Annotated in this window: 22 protein-coding genes and 1 tRNA gene; 12 read left to right on the top strand and 11 right to left on the bottom strand. The window is 67.1% G+C overall.

The annotated features are described in order from the left end of the window. Positions 1-24: 24 nt before the first annotated feature. The gene (locus IEV67_RS03005) at positions 25-1479 is read right to left on the bottom strand and encodes an aldehyde dehydrogenase family protein (RefSeq protein ID WP_188435093.1); all 1455 of its coding nucleotides are present in this window, start codon (positions 1477-1479) and stop codon (positions 25-27) included. Between the two features lie 181 nt (positions 1480-1660). On the opposite strand from IEV67_RS03005, the gene IEV67_RS03000 reads away from it, so the two are divergent. Next, complete coding sequence (locus IEV67_RS03000) at positions 1661-2593, top strand: helix-turn-helix domain-containing protein (RefSeq protein ID WP_188435092.1); 933 nt, start codon at positions 1661-1663, stop codon at positions 2591-2593. Between the two features lie 4 nt (positions 2594-2597). On the opposite strand, the gene IEV67_RS02995 is transcribed toward IEV67_RS03000, so the two are convergent. The 4 genes from IEV67_RS02995 to IEV67_RS02980 are packed head-to-tail and all read right to left on the bottom strand — an operon-like array spanning position 2598 to position 6308. Then, positions 2598-3251, bottom strand: a complete 654-nt coding sequence (locus IEV67_RS02995; protein ID WP_188435091.1) for a response regulator — start codon at positions 3249-3251, stop codon at positions 2598-2600. Beyond that, positions 3248-4531, bottom strand: coding sequence for a sensor histidine kinase (locus tag IEV67_RS02990; protein ID WP_188435090.1), 1284 nt, complete (start codon positions 4529-4531; stop codon positions 3248-3250). Before IEV67_RS02990 ends, IEV67_RS02995 begins: the two co-directional genes overlap by 4 nt. A 41-nt stretch (positions 4532-4572) precedes the next feature. Further along, entirely contained in the window at positions 4573-5385 is an 813-nt protein-coding gene (locus IEV67_RS02985) for an ABC-2 transporter permease (protein WP_188435089.1), read from the bottom strand. Then, on the bottom strand, positions 5382-6308 hold the full coding sequence (locus tag IEV67_RS02980; protein ID WP_188435088.1) for an ABC transporter ATP-binding protein: 927 nt from the start codon (positions 6306-6308) through the stop codon (positions 5382-5384). The genes IEV67_RS02985 and IEV67_RS02980 overlap by 4 nt, the downstream gene beginning before the upstream one ends. A gap of 68 nt (positions 6309-6376) precedes the next feature. Here IEV67_RS02980 and IEV67_RS02975 point away from each other — a divergent pair, with 68 nt between their 5' ends. Both IEV67_RS02975 and IEV67_RS02970 read left to right on the top strand, forming a co-directional pair. Beyond that, a complete protein-coding gene (locus tag IEV67_RS02975) occupies positions 6377-6514 on the top strand; it encodes a hypothetical protein (RefSeq protein WP_188435087.1) in 138 nt (45 codons plus the stop codon). Positions 6515-6525: 11 nt separating this feature from the next. After that, entirely contained in the window at positions 6526-8106 is a 1581-nt protein-coding gene (locus IEV67_RS02970; RefSeq protein ID WP_188435086.1) for an MFS transporter, read from the top strand. 15 nt (positions 8107-8121) lie between these two features. On the opposite strand, the gene IEV67_RS02965 is transcribed toward IEV67_RS02970, so the two are convergent. Then, complete coding sequence (locus tag IEV67_RS02965) at positions 8122-9195, bottom strand: PQQ-dependent sugar dehydrogenase (RefSeq protein ID WP_188435085.1); 1074 nt, start codon at positions 9193-9195, stop codon at positions 8122-8124. A 90-nt stretch (positions 9196-9285) separates the two neighbouring features. On the opposite strand from IEV67_RS02965, the gene IEV67_RS02960 reads away from it, so the two are divergent. The 3 genes from IEV67_RS02960 (at position 9286) to IEV67_RS02950 (ending at position 12081) form a co-directional block, all read left to right on the top strand. After that, positions 9286-10911: an alpha/beta hydrolase gene (locus IEV67_RS02960; RefSeq protein WP_229702666.1), complete on the top strand. Its 1626-nt coding sequence runs from the start codon at positions 9286-9288 to the stop codon at positions 10909-10911. A 78-nt stretch (positions 10912-10989) separates the two neighbouring features. Then, on the top strand, positions 10990-11742 hold the full coding sequence (locus tag IEV67_RS02955) for a helix-turn-helix domain-containing protein (RefSeq protein WP_188435084.1): 753 nt from the start codon (positions 10990-10992) through the stop codon (positions 11740-11742). Positions 11743-11751: 9 nt separating this feature from the next. After that, entirely contained in the window at positions 11752-12081 is a 330-nt protein-coding gene (locus IEV67_RS02950; protein ID WP_188435082.1) for a hypothetical protein, read from the top strand. An 8-nt stretch (positions 12082-12089) separates the two neighbouring features. On the opposite strand, the gene IEV67_RS02945 is transcribed toward IEV67_RS02950, so the two are convergent. After that, on the bottom strand, positions 12090-13283 hold the full coding sequence (locus IEV67_RS02945; RefSeq protein WP_188435080.1) for a MalY/PatB family protein: 1194 nt from the start codon (positions 13281-13283) through the stop codon (positions 12090-12092). Positions 13284-13453: 170 nt separating this feature from the next. On the opposite strand from IEV67_RS02945, the gene IEV67_RS02940 reads away from it, so the two are divergent. The 3 genes from IEV67_RS02940 to IEV67_RS02930 are packed head-to-tail and all read left to right on the top strand — an operon-like array spanning position 13454 to position 16588. After that, positions 13454-15067: a molybdopterin-dependent oxidoreductase gene (locus IEV67_RS02940; protein ID WP_373284443.1), complete on the top strand. Its 1614-nt coding sequence runs from the start codon at positions 13454-13456 to the stop codon at positions 15065-15067. Positions 15068-15114: 47 nt separating this feature from the next. Next, positions 15115-15750 carry a DUF1684 domain-containing protein gene (locus tag IEV67_RS02935; RefSeq protein ID WP_188435075.1) on the top strand — a complete coding sequence of 212 codons (636 nt, stop codon included), beginning with the start codon at positions 15115-15117 and terminating at the stop codon, positions 15748-15750. 58 nt (positions 15751-15808) lie between these two features. Next, complete coding sequence (locus tag IEV67_RS02930) at positions 15809-16588, top strand: alpha/beta fold hydrolase (RefSeq protein ID WP_188435073.1); 780 nt, start codon at positions 15809-15811, stop codon at positions 16586-16588. Between the two features lie 26 nt (positions 16589-16614). Here the strand turns inward: IEV67_RS02930 and IEV67_RS02925 are convergent, their stop codons facing one another. The 3 genes from IEV67_RS02925 to IEV67_RS02915 all read right to left on the bottom strand — a co-directional run bounded on the left by IEV67_RS02925 (position 16615) and on the right by IEV67_RS02915 (position 18625). Beyond that, positions 16615-16830 carry a hypervirulence associated TUDOR domain-containing protein gene (locus tag IEV67_RS02925; RefSeq protein WP_188435071.1) on the bottom strand — a complete coding sequence of 72 codons (216 nt, stop codon included), beginning with the start codon at positions 16828-16830 and terminating at the stop codon, positions 16615-16617. A gap of 63 nt (positions 16831-16893) precedes the next feature. Continuing rightward, positions 16894-18507 carry an acyl-CoA dehydrogenase family protein gene (locus tag IEV67_RS02920; protein WP_188435069.1) on the bottom strand — a complete coding sequence of 538 codons (1614 nt, stop codon included), beginning with the start codon at positions 18505-18507 and terminating at the stop codon, positions 16894-16896. A 44-nt stretch (positions 18508-18551) separates the two neighbouring features. Further along, positions 18552-18625 (bottom strand) — tRNA-Gly (locus tag IEV67_RS02915). Between the two features lie 124 nt (positions 18626-18749). On the opposite strand from IEV67_RS02915, the gene IEV67_RS02910 reads away from it, so the two are divergent. Further along, positions 18750-19427, top strand: a complete 678-nt coding sequence (locus tag IEV67_RS02910) for a GAP family protein (protein WP_188435067.1) — start codon at positions 18750-18752, stop codon at positions 19425-19427. Positions 19428-19436: 9 nt separating this feature from the next. Continuing rightward, positions 19437-20042 carry a dCTP deaminase gene (gene dcd, locus IEV67_RS02905; RefSeq protein ID WP_188435065.1) on the top strand — a complete coding sequence of 202 codons (606 nt, stop codon included), beginning with the start codon at positions 19437-19439 and terminating at the stop codon, positions 20040-20042. Positions 20043-20590: 548 nt separating this feature from the next. Here dcd and IEV67_RS02900 read toward each other — a convergent pair. Then, entirely contained in the window at positions 20591-21628 is a 1038-nt protein-coding gene (locus IEV67_RS02900) for an alpha/beta hydrolase (RefSeq protein WP_188435062.1), read from the bottom strand. Positions 21629-21720: 92 nt separating this feature from the next. Between IEV67_RS02900 and IEV67_RS02895 the strand changes: the two genes are divergently transcribed. Next, positions 21721-22374, top strand: coding sequence for a TetR/AcrR family transcriptional regulator (locus IEV67_RS02895; RefSeq protein ID WP_188435060.1), 654 nt, complete (start codon positions 21721-21723; stop codon positions 22372-22374). The last annotated feature ends 27 nt before the right edge of the window (positions 22375-22401 follow it).

Here is a 22401-nt window from a genome sequence, read left to right as displayed (position 1 = left end):
GATGTTGCTGTGATCTCGGGCGGGTCAGAACGGGTATTGCTGGATGCGGGACTGCATGGTCACCCACTGGGTGTCGGTGAAGGCCTCGATATTGGCGGCGTGACCGCCGAAGCGCGCGCCGGTGCCGGACGCCCCGGTACCGCCGAACGGGGCCTGCGATTCGTCGTCCACGGTCTGGTCGTTGATGTGCAGGATGCCGGCGTCGATGCGCTCCGCGAGTTCGTACGTCCGGAAGGCGTCGCCGGCGAGGATCGCGACCGACAGACCGTACTCGTTGGCGTTGACCAGATCGATCGCCTCGTCGAGGTCTTCGAAGCGCAGCAGCGGCGCTACGGGCCCGAACACCTCCTGGGCGTAGGCGGGGTGATCGGTCCGCACGTCGCCGAGTACTGTCGGCTGGTAGAAGAGGTCGGTGTACTCGCCGCCGGCCAGCAGGGTGGCTCCGGCATCAGTCGTCGCCGTCACCAGATCGTGGATCCGGTCGCGCTGACCGGCATCGATGATCGGACCGAGCGGGGCACCGGTCGACGGATCGGCCGCCGTGAGGCTGTTCGCCTTCGCAGCGAGACGCTCGGAGTACTCGTCGTAGACATCTGCGTGCACGAGGTGACGGCCGGTCGTCATGCAGATCTGCCCCTGATGCAGGAATGAGCCCCAGGCGCCGGCGGAGGCTGCGGCGGCCACATCCACATCCGGCATCACGATCATGGCGTTGTTGCCGCCGAGCTCGAGATGCGCGCGTTTCAGGTTGCGTCCGGCGCGCTCGCCGATCGCTCGGCCGGCCTGAGTCGATCCGGTGAATGAGATCACCGGCACAGCCGGGTGGTCGATCAGCACGGATGCCGTGTCCACGCCGCCGGGGACGACGGCGAACACGCCGGCGGGCAACCCGGCCTCCTCGAGGAGTGCGGCGAGGAACAGCCCGCCGGAGACCGCGGTGCGGGGATCGGGTTTGAGCACCACCGCGTTGCCGAGGGCGAGTGCGGGGAACACCGAACGCGCGGCGAGGATCGTCGGGAAGTTGAACGGCGAGATCACCCCGACCGTTCCGACGGGGCGGCGGCGCGCCATGCTCAGCCGGGGAAGCGATGAGGTGAGCAGCTCGCCGTAGGGCATCATGGCGGTCGCAGCGGCCAGATGCAGCTCGGCGGTGACGAGACCGACTTCGAAGGCGGCCTTGCCCTGCGCGGATCCTGCCTCATCGATGAGCCAGTCGCTGAGGACGCTGCCGTGCTGTTCGAGCAGCGCGGCCGCCCTGCGCATGACGGCGGCGCGTCGCTCGGCAGGCAAGGCGGCCCAGTCGCGCTGCGCGGCATCCGCCCTCTCGATCGCCTCGGTCATCTCCGCCGGGCTGCCCATGCCGATCTCGGCGAGCACTTCGCCGGTCGACGGCGACGTGACCTTCGCGGTCTGATCGAAGTGAATCCAGCCGCCGAGGTATCCGCGGCCGTGCCAGGTGTCCTGTGTGAAGAACGACATCTCTCTCCCGTCGTTTCGGTGACCACCAGACTCGCCCCGGGTGCCACCTGCTGTTCCGGCGTTCCGTGCACCGCGGTGGGCGTTGTGTGCACTCCTCGAATCGGCGTTTTGTGCAGTGCGGTCAGCGTTTCTCGTAACCTGCCGCGCTGCGGGGTAGGCTCCATGCCACTGGGAGGCGAACGTGGTTGTTCTCGAAGTGGAGAGCGCCGATGACTGGGAGACGGTCGTCAGCGGATGCTTCGTGCCGTTGCGGTGTGCGGGATTCGAGCCCTACTTCCAGGGACGGATGGAGCACACCGGGCTGGACGAGCGGGTCTCCGTCGCGCTTGTGACCACGAGCGGTACAAGTGCGGATCGCACCGAGAGCCTGGCCCACCATGCACACAGCGATGACCTGCACCTCTCGCTTCAGCGGTCTTCGTCTGGCACGGTCGCCGCAGGCGGCGGATCCGCCGCGGTGCGTCCAGGGTCGGTGAGCATCTATGCGACCGATCGGCCGTACTACCTGGATTACTCGCCACCCGGCCAGCAGCAGCTCATCGTGCAGGTGTCGCGGGCGTCGCTCGGCCTTCCGCGGATGATGGTGGAGGACGCCATGCGGCGACTCGCGCTGCCCAGTGGATGGCGAGCACCGGCCGCCAGGAATCTCTTCTCGTATGTCGACGCGCTTCCGGACGGCGCCACGGCGGAAGTCGGCGACACCGTGCGCGATCTCGCGGCTGTGATGATCCGCTCCTCATTCGGTGAGGGCAGCAGCGTGCCTCGTACCTCACGGGGATTGCGCCATGCGGTGCAGGAGTACCTGCGCACGAACGCGACGGTGGCGGGTCTGGATATGGATGCGGTCGCGAGAGAGCACTTCGTCTCGCGACGCCGCCTCTACCAGGTGTTCGAGATGGTTGGACTGTCGCCGGCGTCGGTGCTGCGTGCCGAGCGTCTGCGTATCGCCGAGCGGCTGCTGCGCGACGCACCGGATCGCACGATCGAGTGGGTCGCGTACGAGGCGGGGTTCAGCGACCTGACCACCTTCACACGAGCGTTCCGGCGCGTGCACGGCGTGACGCCGCGGGATTGGCGTCGCGGCATCAGGGATGGTCGGGACCGCGCGGCCTGACCTCTCACGCCAGACCGTACCGGTGCGCCAGGATGACAGCCTGGATGCGGTCGCGTGCCTCGAGCTTCATCAGCACGCGACCGACGTGGGTCTTGACCGTGGACTCGCTCAGGAACAGGCTCTGAGCGATCTCCATGTTCGTGAGACCGCGAGCGATGGCGAGGAACACATCGCGCTCGCGCTCTGTCAGCGAAGAAGTGGGATCGGGCTCGTCGCTCATCGGTGTGATCTGCGGTCCGAGATGCCCGAGCAGCCGGCGGGTGACGCGCGGCGCGAGCACGGCGTCGCCTCGATGCACAGCTCGCACGGCCGAGGTCAGCTCGTGCCGCTGCGCATCCTTGAGGAGGAATCCGCTCGCGCCCGCGCGGATCGCGCCGAACGCGTACTCATCGAGGTCGAACGTGGTCAGAACGAGCACTCGTGTTTCGGGAAGCGCTTCTACGATCGCCTCGGTCGCGGCGATGCCGTCGACTCCCGGCATCCGGATGTCCATCAGCACCACGTCCGGGCGGAGGTCCCGCGACCGTGCGATCGCGGCCTCACCTTCACCGGCTTCGCCGACGACGACCATGTCGGGCTCCGCCTCCAGCACCAGTCGGAACCCGACGCGGATCAGTTCCTGGTCGTCGACGAGAAGTACGCGGATGGGGTCGGTCACTGTGCATCCTCTGCTGCGTCGGTGGCGATGTCGGTGGTGTTCGGTCCGGATGCCGCTGGCAACTCGGCGCGCAGCAACCAGCTGCCGTCGCCGACCGGGGCGGAATGCACCGTGCCGTTCACGTGGGCGGCACGTTCGCGCAGCCCGCGCAGCCCGTAGCCCGTCCTGCCGGCCGGACCGGCGACGCCGTCATTGCGGATCTCGATGACGACCGGATCGGTTGAGTAGTCCACGCGCACGGCGATCTTCGTTGCACTCCTGGCATGTCGCATGGCGTTGGTGATCCCCTCCTGCACGATCCTGCCGATCGCGAAGCCCACGGCCGGCGGCACGTGCGGCTCACCCGTGGTGGTGAGCGTGACGGGGTAGCCGGCGTTCTGAGCGGCGGCGACGGTGGTGTTCGGCGACACCGATTCGGTCGGTGCGAGCGGAACGTCCGATTCGCCGTCCCGCAGCACCCCGAGCATGGATCGCATCTCGGCGAGAGCACCGCGGGCGGTCGCGGCGGCAGCGGTCGCGGCATCCCTCGCGCGTTCCTGATCGCCCGTCGCCGCTGCGCCCTCCGACAGCGCGACGATCACGGTGAGGGAGTGCGAGACGATGTCGTGCATCTCGCGCGCGATGCGGGCGCGCTCTGCGGATGCCGCGATCTGCGCCTGCTGGTCGCGTTCGGTCAGGAGCTGTCTGGACCGGCCGATCACCGCCTCGATATAGCGCTTGCGGCCACCGACGTTCACACCGATGAGCGTTCCGATGAGGGCGAGGACGAGCTGACCGAGGACGCCGTTCAGCGCGATCTGGAGTGTGATGGCTCCGGTCATCTGGAGGAGCAGAGAGACCAGAGTCAGTGAGCCGATGCCGATTGCCAGCCCGATCCAGGCGGCGCGAGTTGAGCGGTAGACCGCAAGCGCGTAGCTGGTCACGAGAAGGAGGGGACCCCCGGTGGGGTCCAGGACGAACAGGTAGGCGATCGCCACGGTGTACGCGGAAACGGATACGACGACCGGCCACTGGCGGCGGCGCAGCAGCAGAGCGCAGGTGACCACGACCAAGGCCACGATGACGATGTTGGCGATGACGGCGCCGCCATCGGGCGGTGTGCCGTACGTGGTGAAGACCGTCGCCGGTGCGATCGAGAGGAGAAGGCACACGACCGCGATGAGGACGTCGGCGAAGACCGGATGTCGCGCCCAGAAGCGGCGGATGATGCCAGGGGGACGCGGAAGCCGCAGCTCCTCCTCCTCGCTGGAGAAGGCGCTGCGGCTGCGCTGTTTCGACACGGCCTCGACTCTACGCGTCGGTGCTTCGCGGCGTCGCGCTGTCACGCGTCGCGGGTGCGCAGCACGGCCCAGGCCGACAGCATCCCCGCTGCGACCCATGCTCCGAGCGTCAGATATGCCTCGCCGACGGGAAGTCCCCAGCCGTCCTGGGGAAGGATCGCACTCTGCGCGGCCGACATCGGCAGGTGGTTCGAGACATCGATGATCCAGCGCCACTCGTCTCCGGGCATCGCGAAGATGTTCATCACGATCGGAAGGATGAACAGCAGCCCGACGGTCGCGGCGATCGCACCCGCACCGGAGCGCAGGATGAAGCCGAACGCGACGCCGATCAGGGCGAACACCGCCATCGACACGGCCGCGGCGAAGATCGGCAGGATCGAGTCCGCCGGGGTGCCCCAGGGGAACGGCATATCCCTGGACGCGAAGATCGGCGACACCGCGAGCGCTGCGGCGAGCGAGATGACCAGCGATGCGATGAAGAGGAACACCGCGATGACGATCGCCTTGGCTGCGAGGACGGAGCCGCGCACCGGATCGGCCGCGAGTGTGGAGCGGATCATCCCCGTCGAGTACTCGCCGGTGACGGCGATGACACCCAGCACGCCGGCGAGCAGCATCGTGAACTGCACGGGCGAGACGACGGCCTGGATCGGTTCGAAGCCGGGAACGTCCATCGACTGCGCGATCAGCAGGGCGACGCCGATCGTGACGACGGCGGTGATGCCGATCGACCACCACGTGGAGCGGAGGGTCGAGAGCTTGATCCATTCGCTGCGCAGTTGGCGCCCGAAGGTGAGACGGTACGGCGAGGCTGCTCGTGTGCGCATCGCCGGTGCGGCTGTGGTGGTCATGCGAGTTCCTTTGCGGGATATTCGGCGGAACGGTACTCGACCGATTCGCCGGTGAGTGCGAGGTAGGCGTCCTCGAGCGAGCCGTTGCTGGGCGTGAGCTCGTGCAGGGGGATGCCTCGGTCGGCGGCGATGTCGCCGATGCGGGATGCCGGGAGCCCGACGATCTCGAGCGAATCCGGGCTCGTGCTGACGATCTCGACGTCCGCGGCGGCGACCGCGGATGCGAGATCCGCCACACGGGGGCTTCGGACCCGCACCGTCGTGGCGGTCCAGGACCGGACGAGTTCATTCAACGGGGCATCCGCCAGTACTCGTCCGCGACCCATCACGATCACGTGATCCGCCGTCTGCGCCATCTCGCTCATGAGATGGCTGGACAGCAGCACGGTGCGGCCCTCGGACGCGGCGAAGCGGACGAACTGACGCACCCACCGGACGCCCTCCGGGTCGAGGCCGTTGACCGGCTCGTCGAGGATGAGCGTGTGCGGGTCGCCGAGGAGCGCCGAGGCGATGCCGAGCCGCTGACCCATGCCCAGTGAGAACTTGCCCGCGCGTTTACGGGCGACCGAGCCGATACCGGCGAGATCGATGACCTCGTCGACCCGCGACGACGGGATGCCGTGGGTCGCCGCCATCGCTCGAAGATGGTTCCTGGCTGTACGGCCGGTGTGCACGGCCTTCGCGTCGAGGAGCACCCCGACCTCGGTGAGCGGTGCGCGCAGGCGTCGGTACTCCTTGCCGTTCACCGTCGTCCGGCCCGAAGTGGGCTTGTCGAGGCCGACGATCATGCGCATCGTGGTGGACTTGCCGGCGCCGTTGGGGCCGAGGAACCCTGTGACGGTTCCCGGCTGCACCGTGAACGACACGTCCTGCACCGCGGTCTTGTCTCCGAACCTCTTCGTGAGGCCTTCTGCTGTGATCATGTCGTCAACGCTACGGAGCGGGGTCGGCGGGCACGTCCTCCCCAGGTACCGACCTGCAATCGGCTTGCGTGGCACTCCGGGCCCATCACCCGCGAGAAGGGGCAACGCCGCACGAGTTGTCGCCGATGGAATCGGGTCTGAGTATCGTGAAGGGCATCGAAGTCGGCGGGCAGGGCTACAAGGCCATGTTCGACGGACAGGGCTGAAGGGATCACCCATGTCGAACACCACTCCTGCATCCGACGCGGGCAGATCCGCGGCATCCGATCCGAAGGCGCGTCCGCGGCGCGGCAAGAAGGCGATCGTCCGTCGCAGACGACTCGAAGTCGACGACGTGCTCGTCATCAAGAAGTCGAAACTGCGCATCGCGATCTCCGGCACCGTGGTCGGAAACTTCATGGAGTGGTTCGACTTCGGTGTCTACGGCTATCTCGCCGTCACCCTGACGACGGTCTTCACAGGCGATGCGCCAGGCGGACTCGGCCTGCTGCTGACGCTGTTCGGGTTCGCGATCTCGTTCCTGGTGCGCCCGCTCGGCGGAATCGTGCTGGGTCCGCTCGGCGACCGGATCGGGCGCCAGAGGGTGCTGTTCTTCACGATGGCCATGATGGCGATCGCGACCGCGCTGATCGGCGTGCTGCCGACCTCGGCGCAGATCGGGCTGTGGGCCATCGTGCCGCTGTACCTGCTGAAGATGGTGCAGGGCTTCTCCACCGGAGGCGAGTACGCCGGGGCGACCACCTATGTCTCCGAGTTCTCGCCCGACCGATCGCGCGGCTACTGGTCATCGTTCCTCGACGTCGGCTCGTACATCGGTTTCGCCGCCGGCGCATCGGTCGTCGCGGTGACCACCTGGATCGCCGAGGCGAACGCGGGCCCGGATGCCATGACCGAGTTCGGCTGGCGCATCCCGTTCCTGATCGCGATCCCGCTGGGCATCGTGGCGATCTGGTTCCGCCTGAAGATCCCCGAGACCCCGGCATTCGAGGCGGAGCCGGAGGAGGAGCGCGAAGGGGACCCGAACGACCCGCTTGCGCGCCAGGGCATCATCGGCATCTTCCGCCACCACTGGCGCGAGGTGCTGATCGGCATCGCCCTGGTGTCGGCGACCAACACGGCCGGCTACGCGCTCACCAGCTACATGCCGACGTATCTCGAGACCGAAGTGGGCGTCTCGAATCTGATGGCGGCCGTCGCCACGGTGCCCGTCCTGGTCGTGATGAGTGCATGCCTGCCGCTGATCGGAAAGCTGTCCGACCGCATCGGTCGCAGACCCGTGTACGGGATCGCCGTGATCTCCACGATCGTGCTCATGGTGCCGGCGTTCACCGTGATGCAGATCGGCCAGGAGTGGGCGGTCATGTTGGCCCTCGCGATGGTGGCGATCCCCGTCGCGTTCTACGTCGCGATCTCGGCATCCGCGCTGCCTGCACTCTTCCCGACAGCATCCAGGTTCGGAGCGATGGCGATCGCCTACAACGTCGCGGTGTCGCTGTTCGGCGGCACGACGCCGCTGTTCAGCCAGGCGCTGATCGACTTGACCGGCAACACCTACATGCCGGCGTTCTACATCATGTTCTTCGCCGCGCTCGGCGGTGTGGCGATGCTGTCGATGAAAGAGACCGCGAAGCGGCCGTTGAAGGGCTCGTTCCCGAGCGTGGAGACTCGTGCCGAGGCCAAGGAACTCGTCGCCGAGCAGGACGAGAACGAACTGCTCGACACCAGCACGATGCCGCTGGACATCATCCCGACGGCAGGTCCCGAAGGAACGGCGGAGGCGCAGCCGGAACCGGCGTGATCCGCTCGCGCGGCGTCAATCGATGGCGACCCTGAGGATCCGGTCGTCGTCCGGCCCGGGGGCGCCTCGTCCGTCGGTGTTGTTCGTCATCACCCAGGTTGATCCGTCGGGGGCGAGCACGACGTCGCGCAGACGCCCGTGCTCGCCGACGAGGTGCTCGGTCGAGGTGGTGAGATCGGCGAGCGGAACCTCGCGGAGGCGCTCGCCGCGGAGGCTCGCGATGAGGATCACGTCTCCCACGACGGCGATGCCGCTCGGGCTCGCGTCCTGCGGTGACCACTGCTGCACCGGATCGATGAAGTCGTCCTGCTCGGCGATGCCCTCGACTTCGGGCCAGCCGTAGTTGCCGCCCGGCTCGATCACGTTGAGCTCATCCCAGGTGTCCTGCCCGAACTCGCTGGCATACATGGTGCCGTCGCCTGCCCACGCGATGCCCTGGGCGTTGCGGTGTCCGAGGCTGTACACGGGCGACGCGGGGAACGGATTGTCCTCCGGAATCCCGCCGTCGGGTGTGAGACGGAGGATCTTGCCGCCTGGGCTCTCGAGATCCTGTGCGTTCTGCCGGTCGCCGGCGTCGCCGGTCGTCGCGTAGAGCATGCCGTCTGGACCGAAGGCGATACGGCCGCCGTTGTGATTGCCTGCGGCAGGGATGCCGTCGAACACGCGCTCGGGAGCGCCGAGGCCCAACGCCCCGGGCTCACCGGTCAGCTCGAAACGGTCGATGCGGTTCTCGTCAGCGGCCGTGTAGTAGGCGTACAGATGATCATCGTGAACGGCGATGCCGAGGAGTCCGCCTTCGCCGGCCGGAGCGACGCCTTCGATCACCGCGACTTCGCGAGCGCCGCCCGTGCCGTCGAGTTCGAGGATGCGCGCGGAGTCGCGTTCGCTGACCAGCGCGGTCGTGTCGTGAAACGCCACGGACCACGGGGCGTCCAGACCGTCGACGACGACTTCGGACGTCGCCGGCGCCCCGGACTGCGCTGTATTCTCCACGTCATCGGCGGCAGCGCAACCTGTCGACACGGCGAGGGGGAGGACCAGCACCAGCAGTTTTGCCCAGCGCGTTGCAGACATCGCGGAGGTCGCCATCTTCTCAGGCTAGGCGCGAAACGCAGACCCTGGGCATACTTTCTCAGCCTCCGGTACTTGACCCTGTTCCCAGAACACAGTGTGTGCTGTGTGGAACGTGACGAAGGGACGAACGTGAACGAGGCAGGACGACCGAAGAGAGAATTCATGCGGCGGCGAGGGCTTCCCGTCGTCGCCGGTTTCGGGGCGCTCGCCGTGGCCCTGTCGCTGGCGGCCTGCGCGCCGACGCCGGCGGAGGACACCGCATCCGATTCATCCACGGCGGATCTCGACGCCTTCTACGATCAGGAACTCTCGTGGGAGGCGTGCGGCGCCGATTACGCGGTGACCGATGACGACGAGAAGCTGTTGGGGCTTGTGCCCGATGCGGAGTGCGCCCGTCTCGACGTGCCCCTTGACTATGCCGAACCAGAAGGCGAACTCGCGTCAGTGGCGGTGCTGCGCATGCCTGCCAGGGGGGAATCGCTCGGGCCGATGGTGATCAATCCTGGGGGCCCTGGTGGATCGGGTCTGACCGGCGCGATCATCACGGCGGCGGGCCTGGTCGAGAGCCCCATCACCGAATCCTTCGACGTGGTCGGGTTCGACCCGCGAGGCGTCGGCTCCACGATCCCCGCAGCGGACTGCTACACAGACGAGGAAGCGGATGCCGGGACGGTGGCGCTGGGATCACAGGGCACCACGGTCGAGTTCACCGAAGACGACACCAGGGCGATCATGGAGAAATGCGCCGAGGGGTCGGGTGGTATCGACGCGCTCACCCACATGGGAACGAGGGACACCGCTCGCGACATGGATGTTCTCCGAGCGGCCCTCGGCGAAGACGAGCTGACCTACTTCGGTCAGAGCTACGGGACACGTCTGGGCGCGGTGTACGCGGAGATGTTCCCGGAGAACGTGCGCGCGATGCTGCTGGACGGCGGTCGGGATCCGTCCGAGGGCACGTTCGAGTCCCGGGTGAACGCATACGCCGGCTTCCAGGCCGCGTTCGACGAGCTGGCCGCCTCGTGCGCGACGCAACCCGACTGCCCGCTCGGAACGGATCCGGAGCAGGCGACGGCGAGGTTCCAGGAGATCTTCCAGCCGCTGCGCGACGATCCGATTCCCGCGCTGGAGACAGAACTGGACTTCGATGACGCGGTCGGGGCCATGATCGCTGGGCTCTACAACCAGGCGTCGTGGCCGGCCATCATCGCCGGCATCACCGAGGTCGTCACCGAAGGCAGGGGAGATCAGCTGATGCAGCTGCTCTACGGGTTCAGTCCGCGCAGCGAGAGCGGGCAATGGCCGAACACGCCTGAGGCGAACTACGCCATCAACTGCATGGACGAAGAGCGTCTCACCCCGGAGCAGGGCGGAGAGCTCCGCACCGCGACGTACGAGAGCGCACCGTTCATGGATCCCGGCGTGGATGTGACCGCGGGTGCGCGTGACGGGTGCGAGCATTGGCCGGCCGAGCCCACTCTCGGATTCCCGTACGCGCAGGACATCGAAGGGCTGCCGGACACGCTCGTGGTCTCGATCACCCGAGACCCCACGACACCGCACGAGGGCGGGATACGTCTCGCGGAAACCTTGGGAAGCGCGCTGCTCACGGTGGACGGTCAGGGGCACACGATCGTCGCGCAGGGGATGAACGACTGCGTCGACGCGGTCGCGGCGGCCTATCTGATCGACCTCGAGGTCCCCGAGGAGGGAGCGACGTGCACGATGTGACATCTTCGTGCAATCCGTCACCGATGGACATAGCGTGGATGAAGTGGCGCACCCGCAGAGGTGCAGTGAGGAGTCGGGATGGCGTGGAGCACTCGTGAGCTCGCCGAACTGGCGGGCACCACGGTGAATGCCATCCGTCACTACCACCGGGTCGGGCTCCTCGAAGAGCCCGAACGACGAAGCAATGGATACAAGCAGTACAAGACGCATCATCTCGCCCGCCTCATCCGGATTCGTCGACTGCGCGAGCTCGGTATGCCACTGGATCGCGTCGATTCGCTGGGTGCAGACGGCGGTGACGCCCACGATGCACTCCGGATGATCGACGCTGAACTCGCGACGAGCATCGAACGACTCCAGCGGGCACGCACCGAGCTGGCTTTCATGCTCGACGACCCGACCTCGCTCGATGTCCCTCTCGGCTTCAGCACCGTCGCAGACCACCTCAGCGATGCGGATCGGGCACTCATCACGATCTACACGCGCTTCTTCGATCAGGATGCTCTGAGTGACATCAGACGGATGATCGAGGTCGAGCCGTCCGATATCGAACGGGGTTACAACGACCTCGCCGCAGACGCGAGTGAAAGCACCAAGCAGGAGCTGGCTGAACGCATGGCTCCGCTGCTCGCCAGACACCGTGCTGACTATCCGTGGCTGAACGAGAAGGAATCCGGGACGCGTGTTGAGCGCGACCTCGTCGATGCCACTCTGCGAGACGTGATGCCCGAGCTGTACAACGCTGCGCAGCGCGACGCACTCCGCCGAGCGATCCTCATCGCTGACGAACGACCCGACCATGGCGCGACGCCCGCGTCGAAACCCGAATGAGGAGATGCAGTGCTGCTCTATGAAACTGCGATGCAGGTCGTGCCGCTCATGCTCATCGCGCTCTTCTTGGACCGACGCAGTTCCGGAGAGCGCGATATTCCGGCGCGAGCGAGGAAGTGGTATCGAATGCAGGACAGGATCATCACCTGCCTCTGCGCTGTCGCCTTCGTCGTCTCGCTGTTCGTCGTCGCGGAGGTTCTCGATCCCAGCCAACTCTTCACGGCGGTGATCATCGCTGCCCTCGCCGGCTCGTTGGGGCTGCTCTTCGCCCAGATCTGGCGGCGGTTCGACGGGCTTCCGCCGGCTGATGACGCCTCTGAGGAGGGGTCAGCGGCGTAGCGCCGTGATCAGAGCGCTGCGCCGGCTGTGGTTGACACAGTGCGATCCGCAAGCGCCGAGGCGATCCGCATGATCGCCTCTCTCATCAGCGGCCTCGGCATCGCGAAGACGAAGCGGGTGAAGCCGACGGCGGCGACGCCGCAGGCTGCTCCGTCGGTCATCGCGACGCCGGCGTTCTCACGGAACCAGGTGCCGAGGTCGCCGGTGAGTCCGGTGGAGCGGAAGTCCAACATCGCGATGTAAGTGCCCTCCGGCGTCGTCATCCGGACGTCCGGTAGATGCTCTGCGACGAGTTCGGCGAGCAGCCGACGGTTGCCGTCGAGATACTCGACGACCTCCTGCAGCCAGCCCGCCCCGCCGGTGTAGGCGCCGATGTTCGCCACAGCTCCGATCGTCGACGTGCCGTGGCCGACCCATCCGCCGGCGGTTTCCCACAGCAACGCGTCCGCATCGTTGGACAGGATGATCTGCGCACATTTGAGGCCCGCGAGGTTCCAGGCCTTGGAGGCGGATGCCGCGGTGATCGTGTGGCCGGCCGCGGTCTCGGAGATCGAGGCATACGGGATGTGCCGGGCAGGGGAGTACACGAGCGGGGCGTGGATCTCGTCGGAGAACACCCGTCCTCCGGCTGCGGCGACGGTGTCGGCGACGCGCTCGAGCTCTTCCCGCGTGGAGACCGTGCCGAGGGGATTGTGAGGATTGCACAGCACGAACAACTCGCCACCGTCGGTGAAGGCTGCGGTCACAGCGTCGTGATCGATCTGCCAGCGGCCGTCGACCTCGATGCTGGGCACCTCGATGACGCGGCGGCCATGCATCTGCGGCACCATCAGGAACGGCATGTAGGCGGGGGTCGGCACGATGACGGCGGCACCGGGACTCGTGAACTGCTCGATCGCGAACTCGAACGCCGCGATGACATCCGGCGCGTGGTGCACCCGCTCGGCCGGCACGTCCCAGCCGTACGAATCCGCGTACCAGGCGGCGGTCGCCTGGGCGAGGTCGTCGGCGAGACCGGCCGGGAGGTAGCCGGTGAGTCCGCGTTCCAGAGCCTCGTTCACAGCGTCCTTCACCGCCGGTGCGACGCCGAAATCCATCTCGGCGACGAACGCCCCGATCATGTCCGGGAACATCGTCCACTTCATGCTGCCTGCCTCGCGCAGGTCGGCTTCCGTGATCGCGTCGAAGTCCTGGGGTGACATCCGCGCCCGTCCTCTCGATCTGAGCCTGGAACGGGCTTCGGCTGTGCCGCTCCGTTTCCAGCGTAACGAGGATCTGATGTGCGGGGTCGGGTGAGCGCCGCGAACACATCCGATTCCGCTCCGGCTCCGAATAGAGGTGGAGCACACCTTCACAGGTGAAGTTGGAGGACATCGTGGCAAAGCGCAACAGAGGCAAACGATTCATCGCGTGGGCGGCGCTCGCGGGCGTGATCGGCGGTGCGGTCTTCCTCGCAACCGCTGAGCTGTTCGCTCTGCTCTTCGCGCGTGGAGCCAGTCCCATCCTCGCGGTGGGCGGATTCGTGATCGACATCGTGCCGCAGCCCTTCAAGGAATTCGCGATCGCCACCTTCGGGGAGTACGACAAGATCGTTCTGCTGGCAGGGCTGGGCCTTGCCGTGGTGATCGCCTCGGCGATCGCCGGTGTTCTGCAACTCGTGCGTCCTCCCCTCGGAGTTGTCGCGCTGGTCATCGCGGGAGTGCTCTCGACCGCCGCGATCGTGACCCGCTCCGGCGTGACGCCGCTCGCATTCCTTCCGCCGGTTCTCGGAACGATCGCCGGCTCGGTCCTGCTGGTCGTCCTCGTCCGACGCCTGCGGGCATGGCGCGCATCTGCATCCGCCGCCGTGGAGAATCACCGAGAAGAAGAAGATGCTCAGGTCGACCTCGTCGTCGACACCCCCGGGGCCCCGAAGGAGCTCAATCGGCGACGGTTCTTCGTTCTGGCGGCAATTGCCGGAGCATCCGCCGTCGTCGTCGGCATCACGGCCCGAACCGTGAGCATGGCGGTCTCATCCGTGGAGACGATCCGCAAGGCACTCAAGCTGCCGGCCCCGCGCACGACCGTGAAGGTGCCCGAAGGCGCGGAACTCGATGTTCCGGGGCTCAGCGAACTGTTCACCCCGAACGACGACTTCTACCGGGTCGACACTGCGCTCACCGTGCCAACGATCGATCCCGAGACCTGGCGTCTCGTGATCGACGGCATGGTCGACCAGAGAGTCGAGATGAGCTTCCAGGACATCCTCGACATGGGCGTCGACGAGTACGCGATCACCCTGACCTGCGTCTCGAACGAGGTCGGCGGCGAGCTCGTGGGCAACGCGATGTGGCTCGGCGTGCCGCTGCGCGATGTGCTGCGCAAGGCCGGCGTGAAGTCCGGTGCAGACATGGTGCTCTCCCGCAGCGTCGACGGATACACCGCGAGCACCCCGCTCGCGGCACTCGTCGATGACGAGCTCGACGCGATCCTCGCGGTCGGCATGAACGGAGAGCCGCTGCCGCTCGAGCACGGCTTCCCGGTGCGGATGGTCGTGCCAGGCCTGTACGGCTACGTGTCGGCGACGAAGTGGCTGACCGAGCTCAAGGTCACCACGTTCGCCGATGACGAGGCCTACTGGACGCCGCGCGGATACAGCGCCGAGGCGCCGATCAAGTTCTCGTCCCGTCTGGACACCCCGAGCATCGGCGAAGCGGTGTCGGCCGGGCGCATCCCGATCGCCGGCGTCGCCTGGGCGCAGACCGTGGGCATCGAGCGGGTCGAGGTGCGCATCGATGAGGGCGAGTGGATGCCGGCGACCCTGTCGACGCCCATCAACGACGACACCTGGGTGCAGTGGTTCATGGAATGGGATGCGACACCGGGCACGCACTACGTCGCGGTTCGCGCCGTCAACAAGAATGGCGATCTCCAGATCGAGGAGCGCGCGCCCATCGCGCCGAACGGCTCATCCGGCTGGCAGCGCTCGCTCATCCGCGTGAGCTGACGCGCGCTACGCCGGGAGCGTGAGGCGACCCGCGTAGCCTGGGGCACATGATCGCAACGAACGCGCGCACGGCCACCGAGGTCGTCGATTGGCGCCGCCGTGTTTTCGCCCTCTACGCGGCAGTGTGGCGTGCTGATTCTCCGGAGGATGCGCACGAACTCTGGCGGATCGAGCGGGACGATCTGATGCTGCGGCACCCGGCGACTCCGCTGCTGCCCGAGGATCGCGCCCTGTTCGAGGGGTTGTCCATCGCTTCCGACGACGCGGAGTGGCGCTTCGAACTGCCGATCCTGCCCGCCGACCCAGGCGGCTTCGAGTTCGCGACAGGGACTGACGGGGTCGTGCCGTTCGAGCGGATCGGCAAGGTCGAGATCCCGGATGTCGGAGCGCTCGACGTGTGGCGCCTGATGTCATACGGCGGCGGATTGTTCATCCCGGTGCGCGATGCACTCGCCGGACAGCCCGGCGGAACCTACGGGGGCGGGCGCTACCTGATCGACACGATCAAGGGTGCAGACCTCGGATCCGATGCCGAGCGCGGGACGATCGTGCTCGACTTCAACTTCGCCTACAACCCGTCCTGCGCCTATGACCCTGCGTGGGCCTGCCCGCTCGCCCAGCCCGGCAACGTGCTCTCGGCAGCGGTCCCGGTGGGTGAGCTGTACTCGGGCCGGACGGACTGACTGCTCGCGGGGATACTCAGCCCTTGACGCGCTCACGGCGCGGGTGTTGCCTTGAACGATGAAGCACGTCACGTCTGCGGACGGAACCCTCATCGCCATGCACGAGGACGGTGCGGGCCCGACGATCGTCATCATCAATGGCGCATTGTCGACCGCGCACGATGCGGCGGAGATCGCCCGCGCCTTCGCCGATGCCGGGCTGCGTGCGATCACCTACGACCGGCGTGCCAGAGGCGACAGCGGCGACAGCGACACCGCAGCGCCAGAGCGAGAGGTGGAGGATCTGGCTGCGATCATCGCGGCATCCGGTCCTGACACCGCCGTGATCGGCCACTCATCCGGTGCTGTCCTCGCACTGTTCGCCGCAGGGCAGGGCGTGCCGATCTCGCGGTTGTTCCTCTCCGAGCCGCCGTTTCGATTCGGTGAGGATGACCCCGCACCGGATCTCGAAGATCGTCTTCAGGCATTCGTCGACGACGGGCATCCGGAGGAGGCTGTCGTGCTGTTCCAGCGCGAGGGCGTCGGTCTGCCGGAGGCCTTCATCGAGCAGTTCCGCGCCTCACCGGCGTTCGCTCAGATCGCGCCGCTCGGTCGGTCCACGATCTACGACACGATGGTGACCCGACGTGTGGCGACCCCGTCGGCCGAGATGCGTGGCGTGCGGATGCCGGTGACGATCCTGTGCGGGGTCGAGACGATGCCGTTCCTCGTGTCCGCGGCATCGCGTCTCGCGGAGACGATGCCGGATGCTGAATTCCTGCAGGTGCCGGAATCCGTGGGGCACCGGATGGATCCCGAGGCGACCGCTCGGATCGTGGCGGCGCGGGTCACTGATTGAATCGCAGGCTGGACGCCGAGGTTCGCTCAGTCGGAAAGGCGCTTCAGCGCGCTGCCCTTGTGTGCGGCGACGTGATTGGTCTTGTCGCTCTTGATCTCGTACTGCGGGTCGTCGTCGCTTGCGCGGTGCGTGTGACCCTTGTAATCGAAATCGGTGGTGTGCACCTTCACGATGCGGCCACTGACGTGTCCGGCCTCCGAGTTCCAACCGACGTGGTCGCCGACCTTGAACCGGTCTGCCATGTGATCGCCTCTATTCGTGTCGACCCTGATTCTCGCACTCTGATCGGGTTTGGGCGGGTGCGCCTAAGCGCGAGCGGCGATGGCCGCGGCATCCACCGCTCTCGGCAGTGCGCCGTAGAGAGCACCGTCGTACGCGTCGCCAGACAGACGCGTCGCGCAGAATGCGTCGGCGACGGCATGAGGTGCGTGGCGCACGAGCAGCGCGCCCTGCAGGGTGAGCGCGAGGGCACCGACGAGGCGACGTGCGGTGGCATCCGGTTGCGGATCGGATGCCACCTCGCGGGCAAGTTCGCGGGTGCGGCGGATCCGTGCATCGAGTCTTGAGTCGACACCTGCGGCGCGGGCGACCTCCGCGTCGAACGCGGCGAGCGAGTCGCCGTCACGGCTGAGTACGCGCAGCACGTCAAGGGCGATCACGTTGCCTGATCCCTCCCACACCGCCATGACCGGCTGCTCCCGGTAGCGCATCGCGAGCGGAAACGACTCGGTGTAGCCGTTGCCGCCCAGGCACTCCAGGGCCTCGTACGCGTGGCCCGGCCCGCGTTTACAGATCCAGTACTTCGAGACCGCAGTGGCGAGGCGACGGAAGGCGATCTCCTCATCCGAGGCATCGTCGTCGTGCGCGCGGGCGAGCCGCAGCGCGGTCGCCGTGGCCGCCTCCGTCTCGAGTTGCAGGTCCGCGACCACCGCGGTCATGGCCGGCTGGTCGATCAGCGCCCGACCGAATGCCGATCGATGCCGTGCATGCCATGCGGCTTCGGCTGTCGCCTGACGCATGCCTGCGGTCGACCCCAGAACGCAGTCCAGGCGAGTGCGCGCGACCATGTCGATGATGGTGCGGACGCCTCTGCCCTCCTCGCCGACGAGGGTGGTGACGGCATCCTCGTACTCGACCTCGCTCGAGGCGTTCGCACGGTTGCCGAGTTTGTCCTTGAGACGTCGAATGCGGATGCCGTTGCGGGAGCCGTCGTCGAGAGTACGCGGCAGGAGGAAGCAGGACAGTCCGCCCGGTGCCTGGGCGAGCACGAGGAAGGCGTCCGACATTGGTGCGGAGCAGAACCACTTGTGACCGTTCAGCAGGTATCGTCCCTCGCCGATCGGCGTCGCGGTCGTCGTGTTGGACCGCACGTCGGATCCGCCCTGCTTCTCGGTCATCGCCATGCCGAACAGTGCACTGCGCTTGTCGGCGCCGAGTGCCGGGTCGTAGCTCGTGCTGAGGGTGCGAGCGAGCCAGGCGGTCTCGCCGTGCTGCTGCAGAACCGGCACCACGGCATGCGTCATCGAGACAGGGCACGCGTGTCCGGGCTCGACCTGCGCGTAGAGCATGAAGGCTGCAGCTCGCGCGACGTTCGCGCCGGGCATCGGCTCGACGTACGCGCCGGTGTGCGCGCCATCTGCGACCGCGGCGCCGATGATCCGGTGATATGAATCGTCGTACTCGACCTCGTCGATACGGTGCCCGTAGCGGTCGTGCGTGTGCAGCTCGGGTTCGCGACGGTTCGCGTGCTCGGCATCGCGCTGAAACGATGCTGTGCCGACCCGCTGACCCGTCAGATGCAGGCGATGGTGAGCCCAGGTCGCGTCGTGACGCTCGACTCCCTCGACCAATGCCGTGTTGATCGCGTACTCGTCGAGGTCCGTGCGAGGCGGGGGCTGATTCACGACGTCGTGAGGCATGAGGCCATCGAAGCAGAAGACGGCGTCGCGGGGTAGAGGTGCAGTGGAGGGACTGACGGGAATCGAACCCGCGCTATCTGCTTGGGAAGCAGAAGTTCTGCCATTGAACTACAGTCCCGAACCTGCTCATGAAGAACAGGTGAAGGCAAGCCTACCTGCAGTCGCGCGCATGGCCAAAGCTCGATGCGACAGGCCATGCTTGTTGTTGACCTCTGCGTTCGTGGGGGAGAACTGAGGCCTGGGTGGGCACCGTCATCGGCGAGCTTCTTCCGTTCGCACTCGGCATCGCGATCAGCCCGCTGCCGATCATCGTCGTGATCCTCACCCTGCTGAGCCCGAAGGCGCGAACGAGCAGCGTCGGATTCCTGTCCGGGTGGCTCGTCGGCATCCTCGTCGTCATCGTCACGCTCACCGCCCTGTCGACGTTCCTGCCGGCGCACAACGCCAGTGGCCCCAGCATCTGGGAAGGCGTGATCAAGCTCGTCCTCGGTGCGCTCCTGCTGTTCCTCGCGGGCAGGCAGTGGCGCAAGCGCCCGGCGAACGGTGAGATCCCGCCACTGCCCGGATGGATGCAGAAGGTCGACGGGCTCGGGTTCGGTGGCGCACTCCGGCTCGGCCTGTTCCTCTCCGTCGTGAATCCGAAGAACATCATCTTCAGCACCACAGTGGCTGTCGATCTCGGCACATCCGGCCTCGCACTCGACGGGATCGTCGTCGGCATTGTCCTCTTCACGTCGATCGCGGCATCCACTGTCCTCGTTCCGGTGATCGCCTACCTGGTCGCTGCATCGCGCCTGCGCGCGCCGCTCGAATCGCTCCACGCCTGGCTCGTCCGTGAGAACCACACGATCATGTGCGTTCTCTTCCTCGTGCTCGGGTTCTCCGCCATCGGAAATGGTCTCGCCGCCATGTGGCCGTAGGCTGTACCCGTGCTTCTCAGCGACCGCGACATCAGAGCAGAACTCGCCTCCGGCAAGATCGGTCTTGCTCCGCACGAGCCGGAGATGATCCAGCCGTCGAGCATCGACGTGCGACTCGACAGGTACTTCCGGCTCTTCGACAATCACAAGTATCCGTTCATCGATCCGTCGGAGGATCAGCCCGACCTCACCCACCTGATCGAGGTCAAGCCCGACGAGCCGTTCATCCTGCACCCCGGTGAGTTCGCGCTCGGCGCGACGTTCGAGCAGGTCACGCTGTCGGATGACATCGCCGCGCGACTCGAGGGCAAGAGCTCACTCGGCCGCCTAGGCCTGATCACGCACTCCACGGCCGGATTCATCGACCCCGGCTTCACCGGTCACGTCACGCTCGAGCTCGCGAACGTCGCGACTCTGCCGATCAAACTCTGGCCCGGGATGAAGATCGGGCAGCTGTGCTTCTTCCGTCTGACCTCGCCCGCCGAGAACCCCTACGGCTCCGGCCCGTACGGAAACCGGTACCAGGGGCAGCGCGGGCCGACGGCATCCCGCTCGTTCCAGAACTTCCACCGCACCGACGTCGGCAACACCGACCTCGGGTCGGTCGGCGGCTGACTCGCGCATATCGCCGGATGACCGGGTGCGGATCGCCGCGTCACACGTAGTATCGAGAGCGTGAGCGGCGAAAACACGGAAGAACCGCAAGATCCCGGCGAGGATGCCACCACCGACGCGCCCGTGTCTGGTGGTGAATCGGCGGCGTCGGCTCCGCCCGCCGCTGCCCCGGGCGTGGAGCCCTTCGCTGTCCCGGCGCCGGAGACCGTCGCGATTCCCGACGCCGAGGCGGCCATCGAAGGCTTCGAGGTGCCGCCGCCACCCAAGTTCGGCGCAGCGGCGCCGGCTCCCAGCGCGGAGCCTGTGATCCCGCCGGCGCCTTCGGAGAATGCGGATGCCGCAACTGGCGAGCCCGCACTGCGCAAGCGGAACACCTGGGCGCCCAACGACACGTGGACCTCGGCATCCGCCCACAAGCAGGAGGTCGTGCCCCCGACCGCTGCGCAGAAAGCCGAGTCTCGAGCCGCCGCTTCGCGGGCCGCCACGGCCCGTGATGAGGCGAGCCGGAACTACGTCAGTCCGGCCGCCGGCGGCACGGAAGGGACCAGCTACCGCGGCTGGACGGTGACGATCTTCGCCGTACTCGCGGTGCTGCTCATCGGCGCCATCGTCCTGATCGGATTCCTCGTCGGCAACGCCCCGTCGGCGTCGGCGTCTTCCGAGGGGGCGACTGTCGCGCTGTCGATGGCCTCGTTCTTCCAGTCGCCTGCCTGAGATCGGACGGCGTCGACAGCATCCACACCGCCGGTCGTCATCTCGACGATCGCGTCGAGCACGGCGTCATCCGAGAGCAGCCTGGCGTGACCGAGGCCGCTCGTGCGGATGAGTCTGGACTGGCCGCGGTGCGCGTCGTGAAGGCGAAGCGATCCGGCATCCGGCATCCGTCGGTCCTCTCGATCGTGCACGACGAGCAACTCTGTCGTGGCCGGGAGGGGGTGCGCGACGGCGTCATAGTGCGTGATCGCGATGGCCGGCGTCTCACCCAGCCGTGCATAGAAGAGTCGCTCGAACCGGGTATGCGTCTCGTCGTCGAGCTCGAGCATCGTGCTGAACTCGTGCAGGAAGGCTGCGGGGCTCGCAGCTGCGGCGATCACGGCCACCGACCGGATCGCCGCGTCATCACGCGCGAACGCCAGAGCCGCGAGGCCACCGAAGCAGTGTCCGACCACCGCGTCGAAACCGCCGTGGCGGCGCGCCAGTTCGGCGCTCACGTCGAGCCAGTCGGTGATGTCAGCGCGTCGACCGTCTGAGGCGCCATGCGCCGGCGCATCGAAAGACACCACGGTGCATCCCACCGCGACCAGCTCGTGCACGACCGGCGCGAGCTGCGAAGCGCGTCCCTGCCAGCCGTGCAGCACGAGCACCGTGCGTTCGCCCGTGCCCCATCGGTAGGTGGCGACATCGCGACCGCGCAAGCGGAGGTACTCGCGGTGCCCGGCGAGATCGGTCGCGGCATCGCGTTCGTGCACAGCCATCTTCGGACCGGGTCGGAAGAACGCGAAAAGCGCGAGTCGGGCGGCGATCGTCGGCGAGATCGCGGCGGAGATGCGGATGCTGCGCCGAAGGGCAGCGACGGAAGCAGACATGATTCCTCGTTCCTGGGTCGATGAGTTCCTCGGTCAATGAATACGTACGATCGTATGTAGAGTATACGAACGATCGTGCGTACACTAGCGCTATGGCAGAGAATCTCGTCCAGGATGGGCGGCGTACCCGCGGCGACGCCACCAGGCGTGTCGTGCTGTCCAGCGCGACCGATCTCGCCTCGGTCGAAGGGCTCGACGGCCTGACGATCGGTCGGCTCGCGGGAACGTCCGGTCGCAGCAAGAGCAGCATCGCGACGCTGTTCGGCAGCAAAGAAGCGCTGCAGCTCGCGACCGTCGCGGCGGCCAGGGAGATCTTCATCGATCGCGTCATCACTCCGGCGCGCGACGAGCCGCGCGGGCTGTCGCGACTTGTGGCACTGTTGCGCGGCGCGATGACCTACTCGCGCGATCGGGTCTTCGCCGGCGGCTGCTTCTTCGCGGCCACGGCGGCCGACGTCGACTCCAAACCGGGAATGGTGAGCGACGCCGTGCGTGCTGCGTCCACCGACTGGTACGGCTACATCGAGGCGCAGGTCGGATTCGCCGTCGACGCCGACGAGCTGACGATCGACAACGCGGGTGCAGAAGTGCTCGCGTTCCACCTGATCGCGCTGTACGAAGAATCGAACTCGCGCTCGCTGCTCATGAACGACGACCGTCCCTACGCACTCGCCGCTGCGGCGATGACCGAACGACTCATCGCGGCGGGCGCTCCGTCAGATCTGGTCATCACTCTCGATAGATGACAATGGCGGATGCCGAAGCATCCGCCA

Source organism: Microbacterium murale, from assembly GCF_014635185.1.
In the GTDB taxonomy this organism is placed as follows: Bacteria; Actinomycetota; Actinomycetes; order Actinomycetales; family Microbacteriaceae; genus Microbacterium; species Microbacterium murale.
The sequence above is the reverse complement of the archived record's forward strand: the minus strand, read 5'-3'. Positions and strand labels throughout refer to the sequence as shown.